We start from the raw sequence: 24,606 nt of genomic DNA on the forward strand, positions 1-24,606 counted from the left end.
ACGGCGTCGGGACGCGCTAGGATGGCGATTTCCCACTTTTTTGGAGATTCAATGCCGCGTCCCGTCCTGTTCTCCCTCGTGCTGGCCAGCGTATCGACCGGCGCCATCGCCGCCGCCATGAACGACACCGACCGCGAGTTCGCCCGCCCGCACCAGATGGTCGACATCGGCGGGCGCCGGCTGAATTTGTACTGCGCGGGCAGCGGGCCGGTGACCGTCGTGTTCGACGCACCGTCGGGCGACGGCGGCTGGACGTGGCACGGCGTGCAGCCGAAGGTGGCGACGCGCACGCGCGCCTGCGTGTACGACCGCGCGGCGCGCGGCTTCAGCGACCCGTCGCCGCTGCCGCCCACGTTCGGCAATGCGGTGTCCGACCTGCATGCGCTGCTGGACAAGGCCGGCATCGCGCCGCCGTACGTCCTGGTCGGGAATTCGTTCGGCGGTGCGTCCGTCCAGCTGTACGCCTATCGCTATCCGCGGGAAGTGAAGGCGCTCGTGCTGGTGGAAGCGGGTCACGAGGACGAGGAAAAGCGGATCGACGCCGCGTCGCAGGGCAAACTCAAACAGTTCTACGACGCGCAGAACCAGTTCATCGAACAGTGCGCGCAGGCGGCACATAAAGGGTTCGAACTGGGCAGCGATCTGTTCGCCGCCTGCACGGGCGGCACGGGCACGGAGTATGGCCGCGAGCTGGCGGCGGCGCGCCTCGCGATGGTGCGCCAGCCCGCGTACTGGGACGACATCGTCGCCGGCAACAAGGCGGGCGACGCGAGCGAGGCGGAGCTGCGCGCCGCGCGCCGTAGCTTCGGCGACCTGCCGCTCGTCGTGCTCGTGCGCGGAGTGAGCCCGTACGCGGTGCCGGGCAAGCCGCAGAGTGCCCTCAACAAGGCGACGGAGGCGGAGAACCTCGCGATCCAGAAGGAGATCGCCGCGCTGTCCACCCGCTCCAGCCTGCACGTCGTGGCGGGCGCGTCGCACATCATCCAGGCCGACAAGCCGCAGGCCGTCGTCGACGCCGTCAACGAGGCGCTGGACCGGGCCGGCTACTGATTTTCCAGGACGACCTGCACGAGCGTATCGAGGCGGTTGCCGTCGGCGCACAGGGCGGTGCCGGCGGCGAAGTCGGCGTCCTGCGCGAGGCGGGTCAGCACGGACCCGCTGGGCATTTCCAGCGCCGCGCGGGCGCCTCGTTCCCACGCATGGCGCAAGGTGTCCGCCCACAGCACGGGGCGCGCCATGTTCGCGGCGAGGTCCGCCATGATCCGGTCGCCGTCGAACAGGGCGCGTGCCACGCTGCTGCTGACGTACGTGATGCGCGGGCGCTTGCGCGGGACCTGGTCGCAGGCGCAGGCGAGCGTGCGTGCCTGGTCGTCGAGCAGCGCGCAGTGCGACGGCACCGGTACCGCGAGCCGCTCCGCGCGGGCAGCGCCGTGTGAAAGCGCCAGCGCAGCCACGGCGTCCAGGACCGGCGCGCTGCCCGAGATGACGAGTTGCCGCGGCGCGTTCAGGTTCGCCAGGTACACGGGACCGTGGACTTGCGCGAGCAGCGGCTCCAGTTGCTGGCGCGTGAGCCCGCCGATCGCGGTCATGCCGTAGCCGCTCGGGTACGCGTCTTCCATCAGCCGGGCGCGCAGTTCGACGAGGCGCAAGGCATCCCCGAACTCGAGCACGCCGGCGACGACGGCGGCGGGCCATGCGCCGATCGACAACCCGGCCACCATCTGCGGCGCCGCGCCGTGTGCCGCCAGCACGCGCGCCATCGCGACGCCCGCCACCAGCAGCGACAATTGCACGGCGACCGTGGAGCGAAATGCGTCTGCACTGTCCAGCGCGATGACGTCGCGACCCAGCGCGGCCGTGGCTTCGGCCAGCGTGCGGTCCGTCTCGGCGTGCGAAGGCAGCGTGTGCAGCATGCCGGCCTTTTGCGCGCCCTGGCCGGGGAAGGTGAACAGGACGCTCATGCGGCCTCCCATGGGTCGGCGACGAGACGGGGCCCGTCGTTTGTCTTCAGCAGTACGCGGCCCCCGCGCGCATATTCCGCGAGCGCGAAACCGCCCGCGCCCGTGTCGACCTGGATGTCGAGGCGGCACGGCTGGCCGTCCTGCAGCGTGCACAGTGCGGCCACGAGCGAAGGCGAAGGCCGGTCCGGCAGGCGCACGAGCAGATCGAGATCGCTCGTCGCCCGCAGCACGGGCAGGCGGCAGGCGAGCCAGTAGCCGGCCCCGCCGGTCGGCCCCCAGTCGACACCCAATGCGTCCAGCCGCGGGGCCAGCGCGCGCAGGGCGGCGATGCAGGGCAGGTCGCCCTCGGCCGTCCGCGCCTGCTCCGCCAGCATGCGCGGCGTGAGGATGGCCGCCACGTCGGCCAGCGCGATCCGGCCCTTGCACCGCTCGTTGCGCTGCAGCCCGCGCGCGCCGACCGGGACGATCCCGGACGCCGTCGCCTCGCGCCGCACGACCAGCGGCGCGGCCGGATCCAGCCAGGCGGGCCGCGCACCGTCGCACGCGAACGCCGCCGGCCGGTGGACGAACAGCAGGTCGTGCGGGTCCACGTCAGCCCACCAGCGCGCGGGTCGCGAAGAACAGCAGCGACGGGCCGAGGAGGCAGCCGAGGCCCGTGTGGAACGTTGCGACGAGGGCGCCGTACGGCACGAGCTTGCGGTCGGTGGCGGCCAGGCCGGCGGAGACGCCGCTGACCGTGCCGGCCAGTCCGCCGAACACCATCGCCGAGCGCGGCGTGGACAGGCGCAGGAAGCGCGCCGCCATCGGCGTGCCGACCATGACCATGATGGCTTTTACCAGGCCCGTCGCGATCGACAGCGCCATGATTTCCGAGCTGGCACCGATCGCGGCACCGGTCACCGGGCCGACGATGTAGGTGACGGCGCCGGCGCCGATGGTCGTGATGCTGACGGCGTCGCGGTAGCCGAAGCCCCACGCCACGCTGGCGCCCACGATGAACGGCAGCACCGTGCCGAGGATCAGCGCGACGGCGCCCACGAGGCCCGCCTTTCTCGCTTCCACGACCTGCACTTCGAACGCGGTGGCGACGATGGCGAAGTCGCGCAGCATGGCGCCGCCCATCAGGCCGACGCCGGCGAACAGGGTGACGTCCGCCAGGCCTTTCTGGCCGCCGGTCTGGATGCCGCCCCAGTAGGCGAGGCCCAGGCCGATGAGGATGGCGATGGCGGAACCGTGCACGCGGCCGAATGTGAGGCGGCGCGACAGTTGCATCGACACGATCATCACGAGGCCCACGAGGGCAAAGGCCAGCACGAGGCCGTTGTGTTTTGCAGTCTTTTCCAGGAGTTCGAGCATGGTGGCCTCCGTCAGGCGCGTTGGGTGGCGACGCGGGCTTCGGCGTCGGCTTCCGGGACCGGGCGTTCGCCGCGGTTGATCAGCGAGACGCAGACCGCGCACACGAGGACCGTGGCGAAGGCGGCGAGCAGGGCGACGGGGCCGCCGCGCAGCGCCGAGACGACGTTCTGCTGGGCTGCCATCGCGACGACGACCGGAATGTACATCGCGCCCCAGAAGGCGACGCCCATTTCGGTCTGCTGCGGCATCAGGCCGCGCCTGTGCAGCCACAGGCGGGCGCAGATCAGCAGGATCATGGCGATGCCGACCCCGCCGACGTTGGTCTTGGCGCCCAGCAGCGCCCCGAGCAGGTCGCCCAGGAAGATGCCGAGCAGGTGGCAGATGGCCAGTAATGCGGTTCCGTAGATAATCATGTGTGTCTCCTCTTCGTCCAAAAAAAGGTGGACCGGCCGTGGATATTATTGTTGGCGGCCGGGTGCTGCAGTGGGGTTCAGTCGGCGGCCTCCCATTCCGTTGCGAGCAGCGCGCGTACGGTACGCGACGCGCCCCGGTGTTGGCCGCGCAGGCGGCTTGACAGGTCGCGGCGCGGATCCTCGAGGATGTTCGCCAGCGCCGCCTCCAGTGCGCCGTGGACGAGGGCGATGTCCTGCTCGTCCGGCAGCGCGAGATTCGTCAGTTGCAGCACGTCGTGCAGGATGCCCAGCGACGCGAAGCTCCGGATGTCGTAGGCCATCGGCGGCACGCTGGCGGCCAGTTTTTCCAGCGCCTCGACGGAGCGCAAGGTCACGCGCGCGGCGGACGCCTTGCCCATCGCGTGCACGGCAACGGCCGGGTCGTCCAGCGCGATCAGACGGTTGGCCTGGTAGCCGTGCGCGAGGAACGCGCCCGACATCGCGAGGCCCACGATCAGCCCGATGACGGGGTGCCCGGCCTGGCGGGCATCCGCGTACGCGGCCACGGCGCCGGCCAGCGCCTGGTGGATGCCGTACGCTTCCTCGCGCCGCCCGTAGGCCTGGCTCGGGACGTCGATGACGGCGACGATCGGGCGTTTTTCAGGCGAGTCCCGGTCCAGGTCGATGACTTCGCGCACGGCCTGCGCCAGTCGCCATCCTTCGACGAGACCTACTTCGCCGTTGCGGGCGCGCGGGAAGGTGTTGTCCGCATCGGGCACGACGGCGAGGTAGCGTGCGGGCCGGCCGGCCAGGATGGCGTCGCAGGCGTGCACGGTGGTCCAGTCGTGGACGGGGTGGGCGCCGCCCGTCAGCAGCCGCAGCCACATGGCGCCGCGCGACGCGTGATTCGTGTGCATGTTCATCATTCCAGTCCTTTCGCATACAGTTCGCGCACGTCCTGCGCCGTGGCCTGCCGGCCGGTGTCGACGCGATCCAGGCAGGCCAGGAAGTCGGCCGTGCGGTCGCTGCGGTGCACCGGCGGCACGCCGCGCGCGAAGAAGTCGATGACGCTGGCGCGGACGAGCGCCGTGTCGTCCTCGACGCAGGCGTCGGCCAGGTGTGTGGCGGTGCGCTGCTCGCCGCCCGTCAGGCCCCAGATCAGTGCCCGCTGGCGCGCATCGAATTCCGTGACGCCCGCTTCCTGCTCGATCACCTGCGGGCCGTTGAGGCCCAGCCGCGCTTCCCGCGTCATCACGAAGTACGAGCACAGGCCGGCCGCGATCGACATGCCGCCGTAGCAGCCCACCGTGCCCGCGCTGATGCCGATGACGGGACGATGGCGGCGCAGCGCGACGATCGCGGACTGGATCTCGGCGATGCCGGCCAGGCCCAGGTTCGCTTCCTGCAGGCGCACGCCGCCCGTCTCGAACACGATCACGGCCTGCGTCGGGATGCCTCGTTCGTTGTCGCGCAGCGCCAGTTCCAGCGCGCCGGCGATCTTGGCGGCGCCGATCTCGCCCATGCTGCCGCCCTGGAACGCGCCTTCGATCGCCAGCACGACGGTCGGATGGCCGGCCACCTTGCCCTTGGCGACCACTACGCCGTCGTCGGCCTGCGTGACGAGATTCTGCATCGCGAGCCACGGCGAATGCAGGCGCGCGAACGGGCCGGCCAGTTCGCGGAACGTGCCCGGATCGAGCAGCGCCTGGGCGCGGCTGCGGGCGCCCCGTTCGATGAAGCTGTCGCGCTTCAACAGGTTGTCGATGCTCATGGCGTGCCTCCGTTGTTCGCCGCTTGTTCGTATGCCTGCTCGATGCGCATGCGTACGACGCCCGGCGTCGCGCCGTTGTCGTTGATCTCGATGCGCGCGGCGGGGAGAATGCCCGCGCCGAACACGCGCTCCAGCAGCGCCTTCCACGTGGCGCCATAGCCGTCGACGGACGTCTGCACGGCAACCGTCGTGCGGCCGGCGGGTGCCGGTTCGAGTAGCACTTCCAGGTCGCCGGAGCTGACCACACCGCTCACGGTGCGGCCGGGTGCCGGCTGGCCGGCGGCGAATTCGTATTCCAGTCTTTCCATTGTCTTATTCTCCTCGTTCGATCCGGTCCAGCAGCAGCGCGGCGGCCAGCAGGTCGGCGGCGCCGCCGGGCGAGACGTGCAGGCGGCGCAGGCGCGCTTCCAGCACGTCGAACGCACGCCGGCCGTTCGGCGTGGCGATGCCGCCGCATGCGAGCACGCGGCGCGCGCCGTCCTGCGCCGCGGCCAGGGCCTTGCGGCCGCCGCGCGCGAGCAGGCAGGTGTCGTCCAGCGTCGCCATCACGGCCAGCAGGGCGTTCACGCGGGCGTGGTGCTCGGCGTCGCCGCGGGCGCGCGCCAGTGTCAGCATCGGCAGCGCGTGGCCGACCACGTGCGGGAAGCCGGCACGGGCCTGGCCGCGGGCGCCGCCCACGCCGTGCTCGATGCAGGCGCGTTCGCCCTTGTGGCCCGTGGCAGCGGGGGCGCCCGGGTCGGCGATGCGGGCCAGCCGGCCGGCGCGTGCCGCGATGGTCCCGGCGTCGCGTTCCATCGATGCGGCGGCTGCCGTGACGAGCAGGCCCAGGGCCCAGATCGCGCCGCGGTGCGTGTTGACGCCGCCGCTGGCCGCCATCATCGCCGCTTCGCCGTCGCGGCCGATGGCGCCGATGCGCCGGCGCAGCATGGCGTCGTCATCCGCGATGAGCAGACCCGCCAGCGCCATCTGGCCGAACGCGGGCCGCAACGCACAGGCCGACGCGCACATCAGGGGCCAGGACAGGTCGCGGTGGGCGCCGGCGCCGCGCAGGTCGACGAGACCCGGCTTCGGTGTCAACATCGCTTCGTCGACCAGCGCCGCGACCGCGTGGTCGGCCAGCGCCAATGCCAGGTCCGGCGCGGCATCGGCGGGAATCAGGATGGGATCGCGTGCCGTCATCACCAGCTCCTGAATTTGGCCGGCGGTTCGTACAGCCCGCCGGACCAGTCGACCAGTTCCGCGATGCTCTTCGCCGCCAGCAGCGAGCGCGTCGCGTCCGCGCGGCGCACGCCCATGTCTTCCGGCAGCGCGATCAGGCCTTCCGCACGCATGCGCGCCGTCTGCTTCGGGTCGTGTGTGAGGCCGATGGGCGTGACGCCAGCCACCGCCGCCAGCATCGCTTTTCTTTCTTCCAGCGAACGTGCCTTGTACAGGTAGGCGATGCCTTCTTCCGTCAGTACGTGCGTGACGTCGTCGCCGTAGATCATCACCGGGGCCAGCGGCATGCCGGACGTCTTGCCGACTTCGACGGCATCCAGCGACTCGACGATCGTGGGCTGGCTGCCGTCCTGGAACGTCTCGACCATCTGCACGACGAGTTTTTTGCCGCGTGCCAGCGGATCGTCGGTCTCCACGAGGTCGAGCCACGCGGGTGTAGGATGGCGCCGGCCATGCGGGTCGTGGCCCATGTTCGGCGCGCCGCCGAAGCCCGTCAGCCGGCCGTGCGTCACGGTCGACGAATTGCCCAGGCCATCCATCTGCAAGGTGGAACCGATGAACAGGTCGACGGCGTACTGGCCCGCCAGCTGGCAGAACGCGCGGTTCGAGCGCATGGAGCCGTCGCGGCCGATGAAGAAGACGTCCGGACGGGCTGCCGTGTACTTTTCCATGCCCAGCTCCGCGCCGAAGCAGTGCACGCTCTCGACCCAGCCCGATTCGATGGCGGGGATCAGCGTGGGGTGCGGGTTCAGCGTCCAGTTGCGGCAGATCTTGCCTTTCAATCCCAGCTGCTCGCCATAGGTCGGCAGCAGCAGTTCGATGGCGGCCGTGTTGAAGCCGATGCCGTGGTTCAGCGACTGTACGTTGTGGCGCTCGTAGACGCCGCGGATCGCCATCATACCCATCAGGATGTGCACGGGCTTGATGAGGCGCGGGTCGCGCGTGAACAGCGGTTCGATGTAGAACGGCTTGTCGGAGCGTACGACGTAGTCCACCCACGCGCCGGGGATGTCGACGCGGGGCAGGTCCTTCGGGTCGTCGACGATCTCGTTCACCTGCGCGATCACGATGCCGTCGCGGAAGGCGGCCGCCTCGACGAGTGCCGGCGTGTCTTCCGTGCTCGGTCCCGTGTACAGGTTGCCCTCGCGGTCCGCCATGTAACCCGCGACCATCACGACGTTCGGCGACAGGTCCACGTACAGGCGGGCGTACAGCTCGATATACGTGTGCAGGGCGCCCACCGTGAGCGTGCCCTCCTGCAGGAATTGCGAGATGCGCAGGCTCTGCGCGCCGGCGAAGGCGAAATCGAGCTTGCAGGCGATGCCGCGCTCGAACAGGTCCAGGTGTTCCGGCAGGCTCACGCTGGGCATGATCATGTGCAGCTTGTTGATCCGGTCCGGGTCGACCTGCACGAGGGCGCGGGCGAGGAAGTCCGCCTGTTTCTGGTTGTTCCCCTCGAGGACGACGCGGTCGCCGCCGGCCAGCAGCAGTTCGAGGGCGTCGACGATGCGCGCGCTGTCCAGTACGGGACCGTCGGCCAGGTGGCTGGCCGCCGCCATCCGCCGCGCCTTCTCGCGGCGCCGGGTGTCCCACTGGCGCGTCGTACGCGTATTGCTTTCCATGTTGTCTCCTTTGTATGGAAGGTAGGTCCAGCATAGAAAGGAGACGGCCGGCCTTCAATCAACGCGGCGGCGGAATGTTTACTCTCAGGTTAATGATTGGGGTATGCTTTCCCGGGGAGCGACGCAATGATCGACGAAGAGATTACTTTAAAGAAACTGGAAGTCTTCCTGGCGTTCATGCGCCTGCACAGCCTCGCGCGGGTGTCGGAAGAACTGGGCCAGAGCACGGTCAGCATCCACCGCGCGCTGCACTCGCTGGAGGAAGGACTGCGCTGTCCGCTGTTCCGGCGCGAAGGCCGCAACTTGGCACCGCTGCCGGCCGCCTACGCGTTCGCCAAGCATGCGCAGCGCGCGGTCAGCGAAACGGAAGAGGGCGTGCGCAAGGTGCGCGAGCTGGCCGGTTTCGCGGGTGGCCGGCTGAAGATCGGGTCGCTGTATTCGCTGACCCTGCGCTGCATCCCGCAACTGCTCATGGGCCTCAAGCTGCGCCGGCCGGAACTGCAGATCGACCTCACGCTGGGCTCGAACCAGGAGTTGCTGCGCGGCCTGGACGAGGGCCGGCTCGATGCGATCGTGATCGGCCTGCAGGCGCCGCTGGACGAGCCGCAGCTGCTCGCTGTGCCTTTATTCGAGGACGAGGTGCACCTGGCGGCGCCGCTGGGCTCACCGTATGCGGGCCGCGCGCGCGTGGACCTGCGCGACCTGGAAGGCGAAAAATTCATCACGCTGGGCGGCGGCTTCGTCACGTCGGACAGCTTCGACCACGCGTTCCGCCAGGCCGGCTACACGCCGGAAACGATCATGCGCGTGTCCGACATCTTCTCGCTGATCAACCTGGTCAGCGGCGGGATGGGCTACAGCCTGCTCCCGGGCCGCGTGGCCGAATTCAGCACGCGCATCCAGCTGATCCCGCTCGATGCGCCGTACGCGTCGCACCAGACCATCAGCCTGCTCATTTCGAAGAGCCGCGAGCGCGACCCGAACCTGCTGGCGCTGGCGGCCGAGTGCCGGATGTATGGGAAGGGCCAGCGGCTCGGCGTGCCGGCGCACGGCTGATTTTACGAATGGATCAGTGGGTGTCGGGCGCCTTGCCGGTCGGCGCGCGTTGCGGCGGGTACGGGCGCGAGATGTCTTCGAGCATGGCGTCCATCGGCGCCGGCTGGCGCGTGGCGAGGTCGGCCAGCGCCACCATGCCGACCATGCGCATGCTCGCACGGTCGATGACGACGATGCGGCGCAACTGGCGGTCGGCCATCAGTTGCTGCACTTCGCCGACGGTCTGGTCCTGGAAGCACCAGGCGATGTCCCCGCTCATCACGTCTCCGATCTTGCAGGCGTCCGGTGCCAGGCCGTTCGCGGTGGCGCGGATCGTGATGTCGCGGTCGGTGATCATGCCGACGAGTCTCTGGCCGTCGCAGACGGGCAGGGCGCCCACGTTCATGTCGCGCATCAGCTGGGCGGCCCGCTGCAGGCCGTCCGTCGGCGCGACGGTCACGACGTCGTGCGTCATGACCTGGCCTACGGTTTTCATGGCAGTCTCCTCGATTTTTAGCCGAATACACTTTGAACCTGGCGCTGCGCCGAAGTTCCAGGCGGCAGGCAACCGAGCCCTTCCAGCGTACGCTCGACGGCAGCGTCCAGCGGCGTGTGGGGCTCCGTGCCCAGCACCTCGACGAGGCGGGCATTGTCCAGCCGGACGGGCTGGCGCCACAGGTAGCGCATTTCCCACAGCTCGCGCAGGGTGTCGTTGAACGGCGTGGCCAGCCGCACGAGCCACCACGGGAAGGCGCCGACGGTGGCCCGGCCGCCGCGCCGTGCGACGACGCGGGCGATGGCCGCGCACATCGCCGTGCCGTCCGGGTCCCAGTGGCCGTTCATGTGGAAGCGTGCGAACGGGTCGAGCGCATGCCGGCGCCCGATCAGCGCCACCATCGTCGCGGCCACGTCCGGGAGATAGGCCCACTGGTGGCCGACGCCGGGCGCGGCCGGGTTGGCGATGCGGTCCACCGGCTTGCCCGGCTTGACGAGGCCCTGCGCGAACCAGCTGTTGCCCGCGCGGGGACCGAAGAAGTCGCCGGCACGCACGATGAGCGCCCGTCCGCCCCGTTCCGCATAGGCCTGCAATGCGGCTTCCATCCGCACCCGCAGACCGCCCTTGCGCGTGGCCGGATGCTGGGGGGCGTCCTCGGCGATGGACGGAAAGGCGTCCGGGCCGTAGTTGTACACCGTGCCGGGCAGGACGACGAGCGCGCCGTTTGCCTCGGCCGCCGCGATCGTGTTGTCCAGCATCGGCAGCACGAGCCGGCCCCAGTCGCGGTAGCCCGGCGGGTTCACGGCGTGCACGATGACGGCGCAGCCCTGCGCGGCACGGGCCACGTCCGCAGGAGACATCGCGTCCCCGCCGGTCCATGCGATGCCGTCTCCATCGAGGGTCGGCGCGGCCAGGGCGCGCTTCATGCCGCGCACCTGCCAGCCGGCCAGAGCCAGCTGCCGTGCCACCTCGCCGCCGATGCCGCCGCTGGCGCCCAGTACGAGTACCGTCCTGTTGTCGTTCATGTCGTCCTCCGTGCGTTGAAAGTGTTGACAGCGTAGCGCCGGCTCTGGTGCAATGGAATTGCATAGCATGTACCAGCCGCTAAACATTTTTGTATAACACCATGGCATCGAACATCGAATGGGAACTCTATCGCGCCTTCCTCGGCGTGCTGCGCGAAGGCTCGCTGTCCGGCGCGGCCCGTGCGCTCGGCGTGGCGCAACCGACGGTCGGGCGCCATGTGGCCGCGCTGGAGCAGGCACTGGGCCTCGTCCTGTTCACGCGCTCGCAGACGGGCCTGTTGCCCACGGAAGCGGCGTTCGCGCTGCGCACGCATGCTGAGGGAATGGAAAACACGGCTGCCGCACTGGAGCGGACGGCGTCCGGCCTGCGCGACGGTGCCGCGGGCGTGGCCGGTACGGTCAGGATCAGCGTCAGCGAAGTCGTGGGCGTGGAAGTGATGCCGGTCATCGTCGCGGATCTCGGCCGGCGCCATCCCGCGCTGAAGGTGGAGCTGGTGCTGTCGAACCGCGTGCAAGACCTGTTGCAGCGCGAAGCCGACATTGCCGTGCGCATGACGGCGCCGCGCCAGGAACAGCTGGTAGCACGCCGCGTCGGTGCCATCGAACTGGGCCTGCATGCGACGCCCGACTACCTGCACCGGCGCGGCACGCCGGCCACGCTCGACGACCTCGGTGCGCACGCGCTGATCGGCTACGACCGCCCGACGCCGTTCGTGCGCCAGGCCGCGAAGGCACTGCCGGGTTTTACGCGCGACCGTTTCGTGCTGCGCACGGACAGCGACGTGGCCCAGCTGGCGCTGATCCGCGCCGGCGCCGGCATCGGCGTCTGCCAGGTGCCGCTGGCCGCGCGCCCGCCGGCGCTCGTGCGTGTGCTGCCGGATTCCTTCACGTTCCGTCTCGACACGTGGGTCACCATGCACGAGGACCTGCGTGCCAGCCCGCGCTGCCGGGTCGCGTTCGACGCGCTCGTCGCCGGGCTGGAAGACTATATCGGCGTGGTTCGGTCGGCGCCGTAGGCGTGCGCGCCGGGCACGGCCAGGGTGACCGTCGTGCCCTGGCGCGGACCGCAGGCGATGTCCAGGCGCGCGCCGATGCGTTCGGCCCGTTCGCGCATGCCGACCAGGCCCCAGTGTCCGCTGCGCGTCCCGTCGCGCCGCACGGATTCCGGGAGGCCGCGGCCGTCGTCGGCCACGCACAGCGACAGTGTGCGGCGCGCATAGACCAGCGTGACGCGGATGCGGGCGGCGTGCGCGTGGGCGAACGCGTTGCGCAGCGCCTCGCGCGCAATCTCCGCGATCTCGTCGGCGACGGGGGCGAGCAGGGGACGGCGCTCGCCTTCCACGTGCACGTCGACGGCGGGCGCGCCATGCGTCTGCCCGAGGCGGGCGATGGCATCGGCCAGCACGTCTTCCAGCACGTGGGCATCGCCCGCGCGCAGCTCCTGCAACTGGTCGCGGCCTTCGCCGATGGCGTGGCTCGCATCGTCCAGCACGTTCTCCAGCTGGCGGCGCGCGCCGGCGTCGGGCGGCAGGGTCGCGGCGACGGCGTCCACGCGCAGCACGAGGCCCTGCACGGTCTGCAGGAAGGTGTCGTGCAGCGTGCGCGCGATGCGTTCGCGTTCGGCCGTCCTGACCTGCAGCCGCTCCGTCAGCCGGCGCGTCACGTAGCGCATGCGGTAGCGGTACAGCAGCACGCCGAGCAGCGCGAGCGCGCCCGCGCAGGCGAGCCGGAACCACAGCGTCTGCACGAGCGTCGGGGCCACGTGCAGCGGCAGGGTGGCGACGGCGTCGCCCGGCACGCCGTCCTCGTTCACGGCGCGCACGCGGAATACGTAGTCGCCGGGACCGATGTTGGTGTACGACGTGGCGCGCCGCGTGCCGGCATCGAGCCAGGTCTTGTCGACGCCGTCGAGCCGGTATTCGAAGCGCACCCGCTCCGGCAGGCGCAGCGCGGGCGCCGTGTACTGGACGCGGAAGTGGTCGGTGCCGGCCGGCAGCATCGCCGTGCCGTGCGCCGGCCAGCTGCGGCCATCCGCCGTCACGCCGAGGATCACGGCCTGCGGGGCCACGCGGTTGCGGCGCAGCTGCGCGAGGTCGAGACGCACGACGCCGCCCGTCGCGGTCAGCCACAGGTTGCGGCCGTCGGCGCTGACGATGCCGCGCGACCGGTTTTCGAAGACGGCGCGGCCCGGGTAGCCGTCCAGCGTGTTGAACAGTTCGTAGCGCAGCGCCTTGCCGGGGTCCTGCAGCGCCTGCCGCCAGTCCGCGGCCCGTACGTGGACCAGGCCCGCGACGCCGTTCAGCCAGCGGTCGCCGTCGTCCGTGACGATCATGCCGGACAGGTTGCGCAGCGCGCCCGGTTCGACGGTATGCAGGAGGCGCAGGCCATCCTGCTGCAGTACCGCGGTCCCGCCGGTGCCGCTGACGACCAGTTCGGCGCCCGCGAACAGCGCACTGGCCGTGCCGACGGGGCCGAGATCGCGGACCGCCAGCTTGCCGTCGTCGTAGAGAACGAGTTTGCCGTCGCCCGTCGCCATCCAGAATCCGCCCGGCCCCGCGGGCGCGGACTGGTAGATCTTGGGCGGCAGGTTGAAGGCCGAACGCGGCAGCCACTTCCCGTCGCGCCAGCCGATGAGCCCCGTTTCGTTCGTCGCCGTCCACAAGACCTTGCCGTCGTCCAGCAGCCCGTACAGCTCGTAGTCGCGCTGCTTGCCGTCCGGACCCGGCGGCAGCGGGATGTCTTCTGCGGCGCCGCCGCGGCGGCGCTGGATGCGGCGCTTGCCGCCGGCGAGCAGCGCGCCGTCGGGACCGTTGGCGACGACGGTGGTCCAGGGGCCGCGCTCGGACACCGGTGCCGCATCCGGCGCCAGCCGCCACAGGGTGCCGGTGTCCCGGTCGGCGGCCCACACGCGGCCGTCGGTGTCGGTGGCGAGGCTGTAGCGCAGGCCGCTGCCGGGCAGGCCGCTCTTGAGGAAGCGGTTGTGCCGGAAGCGGTCCAGGCCGTTTTCCGTCGCGATCCAGATATCGCCTTCGCGGTCTTCCAGGATCGCCGCCGCATCCACGCCGGAAACTTGCGCCGGGCCGGCGATCCGCTCCGCGATCGCGGGCCCGGCGGACCAGCGCGCTTCCTTGCGTGCGCCCGCGTTCGGGACGCGGCACATCGTCTGCGGACAGGCGAGCAGCCACAGCGTGCCATCCGCGCCGAAGTGCCCGCCCGTGCGGCCTTCCGCTGGCGCATACGTGTCCGGCCGGCCGGCACCGGACGCATCGACCAGGCGCAGCGTGTCGTCGGGCTGGCGCATCCACAGGCGGCCGTCCGGCGCCAGCAGCGGCTTGCCCGGCGTGTCCACGACCCGGATGAAACGGCCGGTGACCCGGTCCAGGCGCCAGACGCCGCTGTCGTTGAACGCCCACAGCTGCCCCGCGCCGTCGACGACGAGGCTCCTGCGCCGCGACGTGTTCCAGTCCGGCCCTTCCGCGACGACGCGCCACGTGCCGCCGACGAGGTGCAGCACGGGGCCGTTGATGGTCCACAGGGTGCCGTCCGTGTCGACCGCCATGTCGCCCGCCCCGTCGAATGCCGGCGGCTGGGACGGCAGATCCTCGAACCTGCCGTCCCGGCGCAGCACCGAGACGCCCTCGGCGAGGTGCGCCAGGTACAGGTCGCCGTTCGGCGCCGCAACCAGTTGCGACACGCGGTCGCGGCTGCGTCCGGGCGGCGACGGCAGGGGCACGCGCTCGAAGGCGAGACCGTCGAAGCGGTACAGCCCGTCGGCGGTGCCGAGCCACAGCCAGCCGTCGTGGGTCTGCGCCAGCGCGGCGATCCCGGGCGGTACGCCGTCGGCCGCCGTCCATTGCGTGTGGTGGTAGTCGGCAAAGGTTTCCGGCGCTGCGGGGACCGGTCCGGCAGCCAGTAGCAGGACGGCCGCGAGCGCGCGGACGAGACGATGGCGGCGGCGCATCGCGGTACCGGTCAGAGGTCGATGAAGCCGCGCTGCACGGCCAGCGTGACGGCGTGCGCGCGGTCGTTCGCGCCCAGCTTCACGAGGATCGTGCTCATGTGCGTCTTGACCGTCGTCTCGCCGATGTGCAGCTGCGTGCCGATGGCGCGGTTCGAATGACCGACGGCCGCCAGGCGCAGCACGTCCAGCTCGCGCGGCGACAGTGCGTCGCCGGCGTAGTGGATCGCCACTTCGCGCCGCAGCGCCTGGGGCAGGATGTGCGAGCCGTTGTGCACCTCGCGCACGGTGGCCGCCAGTTCGCGGCCCGGGACATTCTTCAGCAGGTAGGCGGATGCGCCGGCCTTGAGCGCGGCCGCGATGCGGGCGTCGCCGTCGTAGGTCGTGAGGACGACGAGGCGGGCGTCCGGGTGCAGGCTGCGGATCGCGCGGATGGCTTCGAGGCCATCCTTGCCGGGCATCTGCAGGTCGACGAGGGCCACGTCGGGGCGCCAGTTGGTGAAGAAGCGGATCGCTTCGTCGCCGTCGCAGGCCTGCGCGATGACCTCGATGTTGCCGTGTGCAGTCAGCGAAGCGGCTATGCCTTCGCGCATCATCGGGTGGTCGTCCGCGATCAGGACGCGGATCGGCGTGGCGCTGGGAGGGTTCATGCGGTGCAGTCTTCGGGGGCGGTACAGGGCAAGATTGTACAAGATTCCACCTTATCGAGTCATCGCTCCCCGCCAAATGGGTGGGGCGGAATGTTCGCAGGGACGCTAGCATCAAGGCAAAGTCGGCAGCACCGGGGTCAGAGCGCGAATCTGCTTTTTTGCGCTCTGACCCCGAATTTTGCCGGCCAAGCCACTTCAGAAGCCGGAGCCAACATCGTGCATATCGAAGCCCCATCCCCCGAACCCATCGACGTCGTCCGCATCCGCCTGTCCGCCGACGCGGGCGCGACCGCCGTCGTCAGCGAATTCCGGATGGCCAACCGCATCCTGGCCGCGTGGGCGGCGCAGGCCCGCCGCGACAGCCGCGTCGACTACGAGGTCACGTTCTTCGACGGCCTGCGCCTCTCCGGCGGCTACCCCCTGCTGCGCAAGGGCGGGAAGCCGCATGCATCGCTCAGCCGCGTGATCCGGCGGCTGTTCAAGGAGATGGCCGGCGGCGCCACGTCCTACCTGGTCGAGGGTTGACCGTCAGTGCGGGTCGGCCGGATCGCCTTCGTAGTTCAGCGGCACCCACGCATAGCCTGCGCCATCCTGGCGCACGTGGCCGAGGCCGGGGAACGCCACGTGCGCCGCACCGACCAGCAGGTGCTCGCGCGCCGCGCGCTCGAGCAGGCCGGTGCGCGTGGCGCGGGCGTCGGGCGCACTGGTGTCGTACTTGACGGTCGCCTGGACCTGGTCGAGCTGGACCGCCGCCACGTGCACGACGTCGCCCCACACGAGCAACGCCCGGCCGCCGTCCTCGACGAGATAGCCGCTGTGGCCCGGCGTGTGGCCCGGTTCGGCGACGGCGCGGATGCCGGGCAGGAGTGCCGCGCCCGGTGCGAACGGCTGGAAGCGGCCCAAGGCCGTGTACGGGCGAGCGAAGCCGCCGCGCTGTCGAAGAAGCTCGTGAGGAACGCCGGTGCCGCGGCGCGCTGCGCCTGCGACAGCCAGTAATCGGCATCGGCCCCGGCCGCGCGCACGACCGCGTTCGGGAACGCGGGTTTGCCGTCGGCGACAATGCCGCCGACGTGGTCCTTGTGCAGGTGCGTCAGCAGCACGACGTCCACCTGTTCGGGCGCATAGCCGGCCGCGCGCAGGTTCGCGAGCAGCTTGCCGCAGCAGTCGCCGTACAGCGCGCCGGCGCCGGTATCGATCAGCACGAGCTGCGTCCCTGTGTTGACGAGGAAGGCGTTGATGGAGCCCTGCACGGGGCGCTGCAGGTCGTTCTTCGCGAGCGCCGCGTCGACGGCGGCCGGGGTCACGCCCTCCATGACGGTATCGACCGGGAACGCGTGGGTGCCGTCGGACAGCACGGTGATCTCGAACCGGCCCAGCGTCGTGCGATACCAGCCGGGGGCCTGGGTGCGCACCTGCGGTGCTGCGGCGTGCGCCGCCGCGCCGGCGATCACGAGGGCGGCGGCGACGATGGAGCGGAAGGACATGGCAATCTCTCAGTATGCGTGGATCAGGCCCCGCCGCGCCGCCACGCAGGCCGCTTCGGTGCGGCACGAGACGTTCAGCTTGGACAGGATGTTGTTGACGTGGTACTTGACCGTGCCGACGCCGATGTTCTCGGTGCGGGCGATCATCTTGTTGCTCATGCCGGCCGACAGGTGCGCGAGGATTTCCAGTTCGCGCCGCGACAGGCGGTTGGCATCGACGCGGCCGGCCAGCTTCTCGGCGAGGCCGGGCGCCAGGTAGCGGCGGTTGGCGGCCACCTGGCGCACGCATTGCACGACTTCGTCCAGGCCGGACTGCTTGAGCAGGTAGGCGCTGGCGCCGGCGAGGAGGCCGCGGTGCACGTCCTCGTCGCCGTCGTAGGTCGTCAGGATGACGATGCGGGCGTCCGGCACGAGCGCGCGGATCTTGCGGATCGCCTCGACCCCGCCGCCGCCCGGCATGTTCAGGTCGACGAGCATGACGTCCGGGCGCAGGCGCAGGTAGTGTTCGACGGCGGCGACGGCGTCGCTTGCCTGGCCGACGAGCTGCAGGGCCGGTTCGGCGCCGATCAGCGCGGCCAGGCCGGCAAGGATCAGCGGGTGGTCGTCCGCGATCAGCACGGTGATGGGGCGTACGTCATCCATGGACGGCCTCCGCGGATGCGGTGAACGGCTGCGGGCGCGCGGCGCGCGGCAGTGCGAAGCCGGCCGTGGCACCGTGGTCCGGATTGGCGTCCAACCAGAGGCGTCCGCCATGCGCGTCGGCGATGGCGCGGCAGATCGCTAATCCCAGGCCCATGCCGTGCGGCTTCGTCGTCACGAGTGGGGAAAAAGCGTCGGCGGCGGTGGCCACATCCATGCCGGTGCCGTTGTCGCGCACGGTCACGATCACTTCGCCGCCGGCGCCGGCGCGGGCGCGGATGGCCAACGCGCGGCACCGGCCGCGCACGGGAGACAAGGCGTCGACGGCGTTGCCGACGAGGTTGCGCAGGAGCTGGCGCAGCTGCACCGGGCTGGCCTCCACCATGCGCGCTCCAGGCGCCAGCGTGACCTTGCAGGCGATGGCGTGGCGGCGCAGGTCGGCCGCGTATTCGGCCAGCACGTCGTCGATGGCGGCGTCGAGGCGGCATTCGGTGCGCTCCGGCCGGACCTGGCCGGCGAGGGCGCGCACGCTCCTGACGATGGCGCTGGCGCGTTGCGACGCTTCCAGCACGGCGCACAGCGCGGCATGCGCCTGGGCCGGCGCCTGGGCGCGTTCGATGCAGCGCAGCGCCGCGTGGGCGTGCAGGGCGATGGCGGCCAGCGGCTGGTCGACTTCGTGGGCGATCGACGCGGCCAATTGGCCGATCGTGGCCAGGCGCGCCTGCCGTTCGGGTTCCAGGCTCGCGGCCAGTGGGGGCGGGTGGGTGGTCATGGGCAGCTCCTCGTCCGGTGATCAGGGTGGTGCGGACGGAATGCCGCGCCACCATGGTCATTGTCGGGACGAAGGCTGCCCGGGTCCAGCTATACGAAGGGATATGACATCACACTAAAGTATGATGTCCGGCCGCATTCAGCCGCGTTCGGCCTGGCGCGCCAGGTGTTCGCCGATGAACCAGCTTTGCAGTTCGTTGGCGCGCACGACCTGGCTGACGATCAGGTCGTTGCTGCCGTCATCGCCGGCGTCGGCCGCGGCGCGGGCCAGCGGACGGGCATCGAGCAGGATGGTCTCGTGGGCGGCCGCCAGGCGCTCCAGCTGGGCAGGGGCCGATTCGCGGCCGCGCGGGGCGCGCGCGATCGACGATTCGCCGGCGATGTCGCCCGCCAGCGCGAACGTCACGCCGCCCAGGGTCTGGATGCGTTCGGCGATGGCGTCCATGATCGCGACCTGTTCTTCGTAGTGCTTGTCGAACAGCAGGTGCAGCTCGTAGAAATTGGCGCCGGACGTCTGCCAGTGCGCCTTCTTGTAGGCGTCGCGCAGGGCCATCGTGTGCGCCAGCAGGCGGTTCAGTGCGCGCACGCTCTGCGAGCGGGTCTGCTCGGGAAGGCCGATGCGCACGGGCGCCAGCGCGCCGAATTCCTGTACGACGCCGGCATTGTCGTGGGTGTGTTGGTTGTCCATGGGTGACCTCGTGATGGGAAATGGATGACAGGCGGAGTCTATCCATGGCGTGCCGCGTCGGCACTGATCCAAAGGCCAGGCATTCCGGTAACATGATGGCTTTCACCCGCAGGAACGCCATGACCACCCACTCCGAGACCGGCGACGACGCCGGCGTCTACCGCACGCTGCTCGAGTCCACGCAGGCCATTCCCTGGCGCATCGACTGGGCCTCCGCGCGCTTCACCTACATCGGTCCGCAGATCGAGCGGGTGCTCGGCTGGCCGCAGGACAGCTGGCTGACGGTCGAGGACTGGGCCATGCGCATCCATCCGGAAGACCGGCAGAAGACGGTCGATTTCTGCGTGAGCCAGTCGCAGCAGGGTGTCGACCACGAGGCGGATTACCGCGCGCTGACGGCCGACGGAGAATACGTGTGGATTCGCGACGTCGTGCACGTGATCCGGCGTGCCGACGGCACCGTGGACTGTCTCGTGGGTTTCATGTTCGACATCAGCGAACGCAAACGCGCCGAGGACAAGATCCTGCAGCTGCAGAAGGAACTGGAGGCGCTGTCGTACCGCGACCCGCTGACCGGCATCGCCAACCGCCGCATGTTCGACCGCATCCTGGACGTCGAATGGGGCAAGGCGCGTGCGCTGGGCGAGCCGCTGTCGCTCGTGATGGTCGACATCGATTACTTCAAGCAGTACAACGACCGCTACGGCCATCCGCAGGGCGACGCGTGCCTGAAGGAGGTGGCGCGTGTGCTGGACCGTGCCGCATCACGCACGCGCGACCTGTGCGCGCGGCTGGGCGGGGAAGAGTTCGCGCTCGTGCTGCCCGCGACGGACGAGGCGGCGGCGCTGGCGGTGGCGGCGCGGTGCGCGCGCAAGCTGGCGCAGGCGGCGCTTCCCCATGCGGCATCCGGCGTCGCGGACTTGGTCACGTGCAGCATGGGCGTGGCGACGATCGTGCCGGGCAGCCAGGACCAGCCGGCCGGACTCGTCGACCTGGCGGACACGTGGCTGTACCGCGCCAAGGCGGCGGGACGGAACAGGATTGCCGGCAGCGCCGGCTGACAGGAATCAGACGGCTGCGGCGCCCGGGGGCAGCGCGCCCGGCGCGCGGCGGCGGCGGGCCACGCCGAGTGCGCCGAGGCCGAGGAACAGCAGGGCGGCGGTGCCCGGCAGCGGAACGTGCACGCCCATGGCCACGCCTTCGAGGACGTCGTTCTGGCAGGTCTCGCCCCAGTGCATCGCGAACGAGCTGTAGTCCATCAGTTCCGAACCGGAGAGGTTGATGGTGAACGTGAGGGCGCCGGTCGAGACGGCCCATTTGCCGGACAGGCCCGTGTACTTGACCGTCGACGACTTGGTGTTGACGGCCGTTTCCTCGGTCTCGCGGTAATTGCAGTTCGAGCAGTTGATGTAGCTGTTCGAATTCAGGATGTTCTTCGCGTTGGTCTCGCCGTTCAGGGCGTACAGCTTGAAGTTGCCGCCCGTGTTGCTCCAGCGGTTATCGAGCGCGAAGCCGTAGTCCCAGACCGTACCCTTGGTCGCGTTGTCGGTCGAGTAGTGGTTGGTGTCCGTGCCGGCGGCGTTCCACGTGTCGGACAGGAAGACGTCGCCGTAGCCGATGCCCTTGCCGGTCGTTCCCGTCAGGCCGTCCTTGCCCCAGGTCGGGTTGATGCCCGCCTTGCCGGCGAAGCTCGTGTTGATCGTGATGGTCAGCACGCTCCCGGCGCGCGCGATCGTCGCCTTGGAAATGTCGTACTGGCTGCCGCCGATGACGTCGGCGGCGCCCTGGTTGTCGGCGCCGTAATAGGCGGTGACACCGGAGTCGGTGATGGTCGCGGCCCATCCCTGGCCGGCGCCGAGGATGAATGCAGCCGTAACGGCCAGCTTGATCGCTTTTTTCACAGACTCTCCCAGATAAATACACGTTGACCAGCTTCAAAGCGCATCATGCCACAGATAAACTTAACTTGTAAATAAATTATTTAATATCAATAAGCAGCGTGATCTTTTTACAACTACGCGGGGCGGCGTGGTATCGCAGCCATGCTCGTTGGGTTTTGCTTGCCATAAACGTGCCTGCACCACGAAAATGCACGATTAATCTATAACAAGATCAGCGATGTCCACCCGATCCTCCGCAACCCCGCGCGCCAGCCGCCTGGCGTCCGTCGTACTGGCTGCCGCCCTGGCTGTCGCGCTTTCCGCCTGCAACCAGAAGTCGGCGGCCGAGCAGCGCGCCGAGGCCGCGCAACTGCGTGCGAAGGGGGATTTCCGCGGTGCGCTCATCGTCCTCAAGAACGCCTTGGACGCCGAGCCGCGCAGCACCGACACGCGCTACCAGCTCGCGCAGGTCTACCTCGACCTGGGCGACAGCACGACCGCCGAAAAGGAAGCCCGGCAGGCGCTGGACCGGGGTTATGCGCGGGGGCCGGCCCTGGGGGCGCTCGCCGCGGCGCTCGTGATGGAAGGACAGCATCAAAAGGCGCTGGACGAGACGGCCGGCGGGCCCGACGACCCGGGCCTGTCCACCGCGCGCGGCGATGCGTACCTGGCCCTGCGCCGGAACGACGAGGCGCGGGCGGCGTACGAACACGTGCTCGGGAAGCGGGCGGACGACCCGGCGGCGCTCGTTGGTCTGGGCCGGCTCGCCATCGTCGAGGGTCACGCGGACACCGCGCACGGCTACGCCGACCGCGTGCTGGCCCGCGATCCGCGCAACGTCGACGCGCTGATGTTCAAGGCCGACCTGGTGCGCGCGGGCGAGCATCCGGAAGAAGCACTGGCGCTGTATGACCGCGTGCTGGCCGTCAGCCCGCAACATCGCACGGCCCACGTGGAAAAAGCCTATCTCGCCATCGGCCTGCGCAAGCCGCAGATGGCGCAGGCGGAGCTGGACCTGGCCGCCAAGGGCGCGCCGGGCAGCCTGCTCGTCGCCTACACGCAGGCGCTGCTCCATTACACGACCGACAAGCCGGACGCCGCCCGCGACGTGCTGTACAGGGTGCTCAAGGCCGTGCCCGACCACATGCCCAGCGTGCTGCTGGCCGGTGCCGTCGACCTGAAGCTCGGGTCGAATTACCAGGCGGAGCAGCATTTCCGCCGCTACCTGGAACGCAATCCCGCCAACGTGTACGCGCGCAAGATGCTGGCGCAGGCGCTGATCGGCTCGGGCCATGGGGACGAGGCGCGTACCGTGCTGGAACCCGTGCTGGACGCCCGCCAGGCCGATGCCGAGGTGCTGGCGCTGGCCGCGGACGCCAACCTGAAGGCGCGGCGCTACGACCAGGCCGCCGACCTGTTCGCACGCGCCAGCGCGCTCGATGGCGCGTCGGCCACGCTGCGCACGGGTCTCGGGCTGGCGCGGCTGGGTGCGGGCGCGACGGACGACGCGGTGCGCGAACTGCAGGCCGCGACGGCGCTCGACAAGCGCTCGCCGGAGGCCGTGGAAGCCCTCGTGCAGGCGAACCTGCGGCTGGGGCGGCGCGATGCCGCCCTCGACGCGGCGCTCGCGCTGGAGGGCGCCCAGCCCGACCGGCCGCTGGCCCATGCGCTCAAGGGCCAGGTGCTGGCGGCGCAGGGCAAGGCGGACGCCGCACGGGCCAGTTTCGCGCGGGCCCTGCAGCTCGATCCGGGCTACTACCGCGCCGCCGCAAGCCTGTCGCAGCTGGCGCTGGATGCGAACCAGCCGGCGCAGGCGCGCCAGGTCCTGGTCGACTTCCTGGCGAAGAACAAAAAGAGCGTGGCCGCGATGGACGGCCTGGCCACGCTGGCCGAGCGCACGCAGGACAGCGCCGAGGTGACGCGCTGGCTGGAACAGGCCGCCGCCGTCGATCCGCACGCGATCGGACCCGGCGTCGACCTGTGCGCGCACTACCTGCGCACGGGCCGGACGGACAAGGCGCTGGAACTGGCGCGCCGCCTGCAGGTGAGCCATCCGGAAAACCCGGACCTGCTCGACCTGCGCGGCAAGGCCGAGCTGGCGAAGGGCGACCTGCCGGCCGCGCTGGAATCGTACAAACAGCTTGCACAGACGCTGCCGCGCTCCGCGCCGGCGCTGATGCAGGTGGCGGCGCTGCGCCTCGTGATGAACAACACGACGCAGGCCGAGGAAGACCTCAAGAGCGTGCTCGCGATCCAGCCCGATTTCCCGTCGGCCCAGCTGGAACTGGCCGCGCTGTACGTGCGCAAGGGCTCGCACGACCTCGCACTCATGGTCGCGGAACACATGCAGAAGCAGCACCCGCAGGGTGCGGCCGGCTACCAGCTGCAGGGCGACATCCTGATGGCCAAGCACCAGCCGGCCCCCGCGCTGGCCGCGTTCGAGCGCGCGTCCGCGCTGCATGCGACGAACGAACTCGCGATCAAGATCGACAACGCGCTGCGCCAGGCCGGGCGCGCGGCGGATGCGGACAGCCGTCTGGCGAAGTGGCTGGCGGCACATCCCGACGACGTGCGCGTGCTCGCGTACCGCGCGCAGACGTGGATGGGGGCGAACGACTTCAAGCGGGCCGCGGTGCAACTGGAAGACGTGCTGCGGCGCCAGCCCGGCAATCCCGTCGCGCTGAACAATCTCGCCCTGTGCTACCAGGCCCTGGGCGACACGCGCGCGCAGGCGACGGCCGAGGCGGCGCTGAAGGTGGCCCCGAAGCGCGCGGACGTGATGGACACGCTGGCCTGGATCCTCGTCGGCAAGGGCGATACCGCTCGCGCCGTGACCCTGTTGCGCGAGGCGCAGGCGCTGGCACCGAAGGCGCGCGATATCCGCTACCACCTGGCGGCGGCGCTCGCGGCCAGCGGCGACAAGGCCGCTGCGCGCAAGGAGCTGGATGGCTTGCTGGCGGGGGACATGCGGTTTGCGCAGGCGGACGAGGCGCGCAAGCTGATGGAAAAATTGAAGACGGGCGGCTGACTTACGGCTGCGGCGTCCAGCCCAGCCTTTCCTCGATCACACCGCGGTACAACGTCCGGATATCCTGCGGAATCCTGCGCACGTATTGCTCGGCCTTGGCCCGCTCGTCCCCCTGCAGGCTCGCCAGCAGGGCGATCGCCTCGTGCGGGCTCGGCGCCCGTTCGCTCACGCCGGCAAATTTCGCGGGCAGCGCCGTCCACACGGCCGCGTCCACGTCACGCGTGGCCATCCAGCCGGCAATGGAGGCCACGATGGCCGGCGGCGTCGGCGCGCCCGAGCCGGGCGGCGCCCGGTCGGGCAGGCTGCCGACCCATTGCGGGTATTCCGGACGGATCTTTTCGCGCTCGCGCAGCATCTCGCGGGCATGCTCGAGGTCATCGGTATCCAGGCGGGCCCAGCGCGTGGGCATGGCCGGCGCCGGCGCATGCAGGACGAGGGCCAGCTCCGCGCTGTCGTCGCTGTCGCGCACGAATTCCAGCGGCAGCGATGGGCCGTCCGGCTGCCAGCCCGAGGCCAGCTTCAACGGTCCGGGTTCCCAGATCAGGGAACCCCAGGCGATGCAGACGATCTTCACGATGCGGTCCTTTCCTCTAACGAGCCCGACCGGACCATTGTAGCGGGACGCGCGTAAC

The 24,606-nt window shown here is 70.4% G+C and carries 24 protein-coding genes and 1 pseudogene; 6 read left to right on the forward strand and 19 right to left on the reverse strand.

Features of this window, described 5'->3' with window-relative positions; all coding sequences use genetic code 11:
• Positions 1 to 51: 51 nt before the first annotated feature.
• Positions 52 to 1,050: an alpha/beta fold hydrolase gene (locus P0M04_RS25090; protein WP_259452247.1), complete on the forward strand. Its 999-nt coding sequence runs from the start codon at positions 52 to 54 to the stop codon at positions 1,048 to 1,050.
• On the opposite strand, the gene mdcH is transcribed toward P0M04_RS25090, so the two are convergent.
• From mdcH to mdcA, 9 genes are all read right to left on the reverse strand, one after another.
• Positions 1,044 to 1,961 carry a malonate decarboxylase subunit epsilon gene (mdcH, locus tag P0M04_RS25095; RefSeq protein WP_259452248.1) on the reverse strand — a complete coding sequence of 306 codons (918 nt, stop codon included), beginning with the start codon at positions 1,959 to 1,961 and terminating at the stop codon, positions 1,044 to 1,046. The genes P0M04_RS25090 and mdcH overlap by 7 nt on opposite strands.
• Positions 1,958 to 2,551 carry a malonate decarboxylase holo-ACP synthase gene (locus P0M04_RS25100; protein ID WP_259452249.1) on the reverse strand — a complete coding sequence of 198 codons (594 nt, stop codon included), beginning with the start codon at positions 2,549 to 2,551 and terminating at the stop codon, positions 1,958 to 1,960. Before P0M04_RS25100 ends, mdcH begins: the two co-directional genes overlap by 4 nt.
• A 1-nt stretch (position 2,552) precedes the next feature.
• On the reverse strand, positions 2,553 to 3,317 hold the full coding sequence (gene madM / locus P0M04_RS25105; RefSeq protein ID WP_259452250.1) for a malonate transporter subunit MadM: 765 nt from the start codon (positions 3,315 to 3,317) through the stop codon (positions 2,553 to 2,555).
• An 11-nt stretch (positions 3,318 to 3,328) separates the two neighbouring features.
• Complete coding sequence (gene madL, locus P0M04_RS25110; protein ID WP_259452251.1) at positions 3,329 to 3,730, reverse strand: malonate transporter subunit MadL; 402 nt, start codon at positions 3,728 to 3,730, stop codon at positions 3,329 to 3,331.
• Positions 3,731 to 3,807: 77 nt separating this feature from the next.
• Positions 3,808 to 4,626 carry a biotin-independent malonate decarboxylase subunit gamma gene (mdcE, locus tag P0M04_RS25115; protein WP_259452252.1) on the reverse strand — a complete coding sequence of 273 codons (819 nt, stop codon included), beginning with the start codon at positions 4,624 to 4,626 and terminating at the stop codon, positions 3,808 to 3,810.
• Positions 4,627 to 4,631: 5 nt separating this feature from the next.
• On the reverse strand, positions 4,632 to 5,480 hold the full coding sequence (locus tag P0M04_RS25120) for a biotin-independent malonate decarboxylase subunit beta (protein ID WP_259452253.1): 849 nt from the start codon (positions 5,478 to 5,480) through the stop codon (positions 4,632 to 4,634).
• Complete coding sequence (locus tag P0M04_RS25125) at positions 5,477 to 5,788, reverse strand: malonate decarboxylase subunit delta (RefSeq protein WP_259452254.1); 312 nt, start codon at positions 5,786 to 5,788, stop codon at positions 5,477 to 5,479. Before P0M04_RS25125 ends, P0M04_RS25120 begins: the two co-directional genes overlap by 4 nt.
• Positions 5,789 to 5,792: 4 nt before the next feature.
• Positions 5,793 to 6,659 (reverse strand): triphosphoribosyl-dephospho-CoA synthase, encoded by an 867-nt coding sequence (locus P0M04_RS25130; RefSeq protein ID WP_259452255.1) that lies wholly within the window; start codon positions 6,657 to 6,659, stop codon positions 5,793 to 5,795.
• Positions 6,659 to 8,320: a malonate decarboxylase subunit alpha gene (mdcA, locus tag P0M04_RS25135; protein WP_259452256.1), complete on the reverse strand. Its 1,662-nt coding sequence runs from the start codon at positions 8,318 to 8,320 to the stop codon at positions 6,659 to 6,661. The genes P0M04_RS25130 and mdcA overlap by 1 nt, the downstream gene beginning before the upstream one ends.
• Before the next feature lie 126 nt (positions 8,321 to 8,446).
• Between mdcA and P0M04_RS25140 the strand changes: the two genes are divergently transcribed.
• Positions 8,447 to 9,376 (forward strand): LysR family transcriptional regulator, encoded by a 930-nt coding sequence (locus P0M04_RS25140; RefSeq protein WP_259452257.1) that lies wholly within the window; start codon positions 8,447 to 8,449, stop codon positions 9,374 to 9,376.
• Positions 9,377 to 9,389: 13 nt separating this feature from the next.
• Here the strand turns inward: P0M04_RS25140 and P0M04_RS25145 are convergent, their stop codons facing one another.
• Both P0M04_RS25145 and P0M04_RS25150 read right to left on the reverse strand, forming a co-directional pair.
• A complete protein-coding gene (locus P0M04_RS25145) occupies positions 9,390 to 9,851 on the reverse strand; it encodes a CBS domain-containing protein (protein ID WP_259452258.1) in 462 nt (153 codons plus the stop codon).
• A gap of 17 nt (positions 9,852 to 9,868) precedes the next feature.
• The gene (locus P0M04_RS25150; RefSeq protein WP_259452259.1) at positions 9,869 to 10,876 is read right to left on the reverse strand and encodes an NAD-dependent epimerase/dehydratase family protein; all 1,008 of its coding nucleotides are present in this window, start codon (positions 10,874 to 10,876) and stop codon (positions 9,869 to 9,871) included.
• Between the two features lie 101 nt (positions 10,877 to 10,977).
• On the opposite strand from P0M04_RS25150, the gene P0M04_RS25155 reads away from it, so the two are divergent.
• Positions 10,978 to 11,892 carry a LysR family transcriptional regulator gene (locus P0M04_RS25155; RefSeq protein ID WP_259452260.1) on the forward strand — a complete coding sequence of 305 codons (915 nt, stop codon included), beginning with the start codon at positions 10,978 to 10,980 and terminating at the stop codon, positions 11,890 to 11,892.
• On the opposite strand, the gene P0M04_RS25160 is transcribed toward P0M04_RS25155, so the two are convergent.
• Positions 11,862 to 14,837: a sensor histidine kinase gene (locus tag P0M04_RS25160; protein WP_259452261.1), complete on the reverse strand. Its 2,976-nt coding sequence runs from the start codon at positions 14,835 to 14,837 to the stop codon at positions 11,862 to 11,864. The two genes, P0M04_RS25155 and P0M04_RS25160, sit on opposite strands and share 31 nt — an antisense overlap.
• A gap of 11 nt (positions 14,838 to 14,848) precedes the next feature.
• On the reverse strand, positions 14,849 to 15,484 hold the full coding sequence (locus tag P0M04_RS25165; protein ID WP_259452262.1) for a response regulator transcription factor: 636 nt from the start codon (positions 15,482 to 15,484) through the stop codon (positions 14,849 to 14,851).
• A 216-nt stretch (positions 15,485 to 15,700) separates the two neighbouring features.
• On the opposite strand from P0M04_RS25165, the gene P0M04_RS25170 reads away from it, so the two are divergent.
• Positions 15,701 to 16,009, forward strand: a complete 309-nt coding sequence (locus P0M04_RS25170) for a hypothetical protein (protein WP_259452263.1) — start codon at positions 15,701 to 15,703, stop codon at positions 16,007 to 16,009.
• Between the two features lie 3 nt (positions 16,010 to 16,012).
• On the opposite strand, the pseudogene P0M04_RS25175 reads toward P0M04_RS25170, so the two are convergent.
• The 4 genes and pseudogenes from P0M04_RS25175 to P0M04_RS25190 all read right to left on the reverse strand — a co-directional run bounded on the left by P0M04_RS25175 (position 16,013) and on the right by P0M04_RS25190 (position 19,066).
• Positions 16,013 to 16,968 (reverse strand): annotated as a pseudogene (locus P0M04_RS25175) (MBL fold metallo-hydrolase).
• Between the two features lie 9 nt (positions 16,969 to 16,977).
• Entirely contained in the window at positions 16,978 to 17,610 is a 633-nt protein-coding gene (locus P0M04_RS25180) for a response regulator (RefSeq protein ID WP_259452265.1), read from the reverse strand.
• Positions 17,603 to 18,379 (reverse strand): sensor histidine kinase, encoded by a 777-nt coding sequence (locus tag P0M04_RS25185; RefSeq protein WP_259452266.1) that lies wholly within the window; start codon positions 18,377 to 18,379, stop codon positions 17,603 to 17,605. Before P0M04_RS25185 ends, P0M04_RS25180 begins: the two co-directional genes overlap by 8 nt.
• Positions 18,380 to 18,517: 138 nt before the next feature.
• A complete protein-coding gene (locus tag P0M04_RS25190; protein ID WP_259452267.1) occupies positions 18,518 to 19,066 on the reverse strand; it encodes a Dps family protein in 549 nt (182 codons plus the stop codon).
• A 119-nt stretch (positions 19,067 to 19,185) separates the two neighbouring features.
• Between P0M04_RS25190 and P0M04_RS25195 the strand changes: the two genes are divergently transcribed.
• Complete coding sequence (locus P0M04_RS25195; RefSeq protein WP_259452268.1) at positions 19,186 to 20,127, forward strand: sensor domain-containing diguanylate cyclase; 942 nt, start codon at positions 19,186 to 19,188, stop codon at positions 20,125 to 20,127.
• 6 nt (positions 20,128 to 20,133) lie between these two features.
• On the opposite strand, the gene P0M04_RS25200 is transcribed toward P0M04_RS25195, so the two are convergent.
• Positions 20,134 to 20,967, reverse strand: coding sequence for a PEP-CTERM sorting domain-containing protein (locus P0M04_RS25200; RefSeq protein ID WP_259452269.1), 834 nt, complete (start codon positions 20,965 to 20,967; stop codon positions 20,134 to 20,136).
• 217 nt (positions 20,968 to 21,184) lie between these two features.
• On the opposite strand from P0M04_RS25200, the gene prsT reads away from it, so the two are divergent.
• Positions 21,185 to 23,974, forward strand: coding sequence for an XrtA/PEP-CTERM system TPR-repeat protein PrsT (gene prsT / locus P0M04_RS25205; RefSeq protein WP_259452270.1), 2,790 nt, complete (start codon positions 21,185 to 21,187; stop codon positions 23,972 to 23,974).
• Between the two features lies 1 nt (position 23,975).
• Here prsT and P0M04_RS25210 read toward each other — a convergent pair whose 3' ends face one another.
• Complete coding sequence (locus P0M04_RS25210; RefSeq protein ID WP_259452271.1) at positions 23,976 to 24,548, reverse strand: hypothetical protein; 573 nt, start codon at positions 24,546 to 24,548, stop codon at positions 23,976 to 23,978.
• Positions 24,549 to 24,606 lie beyond the last annotated feature (58 nt).

This window comes from Telluria mixta, assembly GCF_029223865.1.
GTDB lineage: Bacteria > Pseudomonadota > Gammaproteobacteria > Burkholderiales > Burkholderiaceae_D > Telluria > Telluria mixta.

Coding starts and splice junctions, on each gene's coding strand:
- P0M04_RS25090 (WP_259452247.1), top strand. CDS start 52: ATGCCGCGTCCCGTCCTGTTCTCCCTCGTGCTGGCCAGCGTATCGACC.
- mdcH (WP_259452248.1), bottom strand. CDS start 1,961: ATGAGCGTCCTGTTCACCTTCCCCGGCCAGGGCGCGCAAAAGGCCGGC.
- madM (WP_259452250.1), bottom strand. CDS start 3,317: ATGCTCGAACTCCTGGAAAAGACTGCAAAACACAACGGCCTCGTGCTG.
- madL (WP_259452251.1), bottom strand. CDS start 3,730: ATGATTATCTACGGAACCGCATTACTGGCCATCTGCCACCTGCTCGGC.
- mdcE (WP_259452252.1), bottom strand. CDS start 4,626: ATGCACACGAATCACGCGTCGCGCGGCGCCATGTGGCTGCGGCTGCTG.
- P0M04_RS25120 (WP_259452253.1), bottom strand. CDS start 5,480: ATGAGCATCGACAACCTGTTGAAGCGCGACAGCTTCATCGAACGGGGC.
- P0M04_RS25125 (WP_259452254.1), bottom strand. CDS start 5,788: ATGGAAAGACTGGAATACGAATTCGCCGCCGGCCAGCCGGCACCCGGC.
- P0M04_RS25130 (WP_259452255.1), bottom strand. CDS start 6,659: ATGACGGCACGCGATCCCATCCTGATTCCCGCCGATGCCGCGCCGGAC.
- mdcA (WP_259452256.1), bottom strand. CDS start 8,320: ATGGAAAGCAATACGCGTACGACGCGCCAGTGGGACACCCGGCGCCGC.
- P0M04_RS25140 (WP_259452257.1), top strand. CDS start 8,447: ATGATCGACGAAGAGATTACTTTAAAGAAACTGGAAGTCTTCCTGGCG.
- P0M04_RS25145 (WP_259452258.1), bottom strand. CDS start 9,851: ATGAAAACCGTAGGCCAGGTCATGACGCACGACGTCGTGACCGTCGCG.
- P0M04_RS25150 (WP_259452259.1), bottom strand. CDS start 10,876: ATGAACGACAACAGGACGGTACTCGTACTGGGCGCCAGCGGCGGCATC.
- P0M04_RS25155 (WP_259452260.1), top strand. CDS start 10,978: ATGGCATCGAACATCGAATGGGAACTCTATCGCGCCTTCCTCGGCGTG.
- P0M04_RS25160 (WP_259452261.1), bottom strand. CDS start 14,837: ATGCGCCGCCGCCATCGTCTCGTCCGCGCGCTCGCGGCCGTCCTGCTA.
- P0M04_RS25165 (WP_259452262.1), bottom strand. CDS start 15,484: ATGAACCCTCCCAGCGCCACGCCGATCCGCGTCCTGATCGCGGACGAC.
- P0M04_RS25180 (WP_259452265.1), bottom strand. CDS start 17,610: ATGGATGACGTACGCCCCATCACCGTGCTGATCGCGGACGACCACCCG.
- P0M04_RS25185 (WP_259452266.1), bottom strand. CDS start 18,379: ATGACCACCCACCCGCCCCCACTGGCCGCGAGCCTGGAACCCGAACGG.
- P0M04_RS25190 (WP_259452267.1), bottom strand. CDS start 19,066: ATGGACAACCAACACACCCACGACAATGCCGGCGTCGTACAGGAATTC.
- P0M04_RS25195 (WP_259452268.1), top strand. CDS start 19,186: ATGACCACCCACTCCGAGACCGGCGACGACGCCGGCGTCTACCGCACG.
- prsT (WP_259452270.1), top strand. CDS start 21,185: ATGTCCACCCGATCCTCCGCAACCCCGCGCGCCAGCCGCCTGGCGTCC.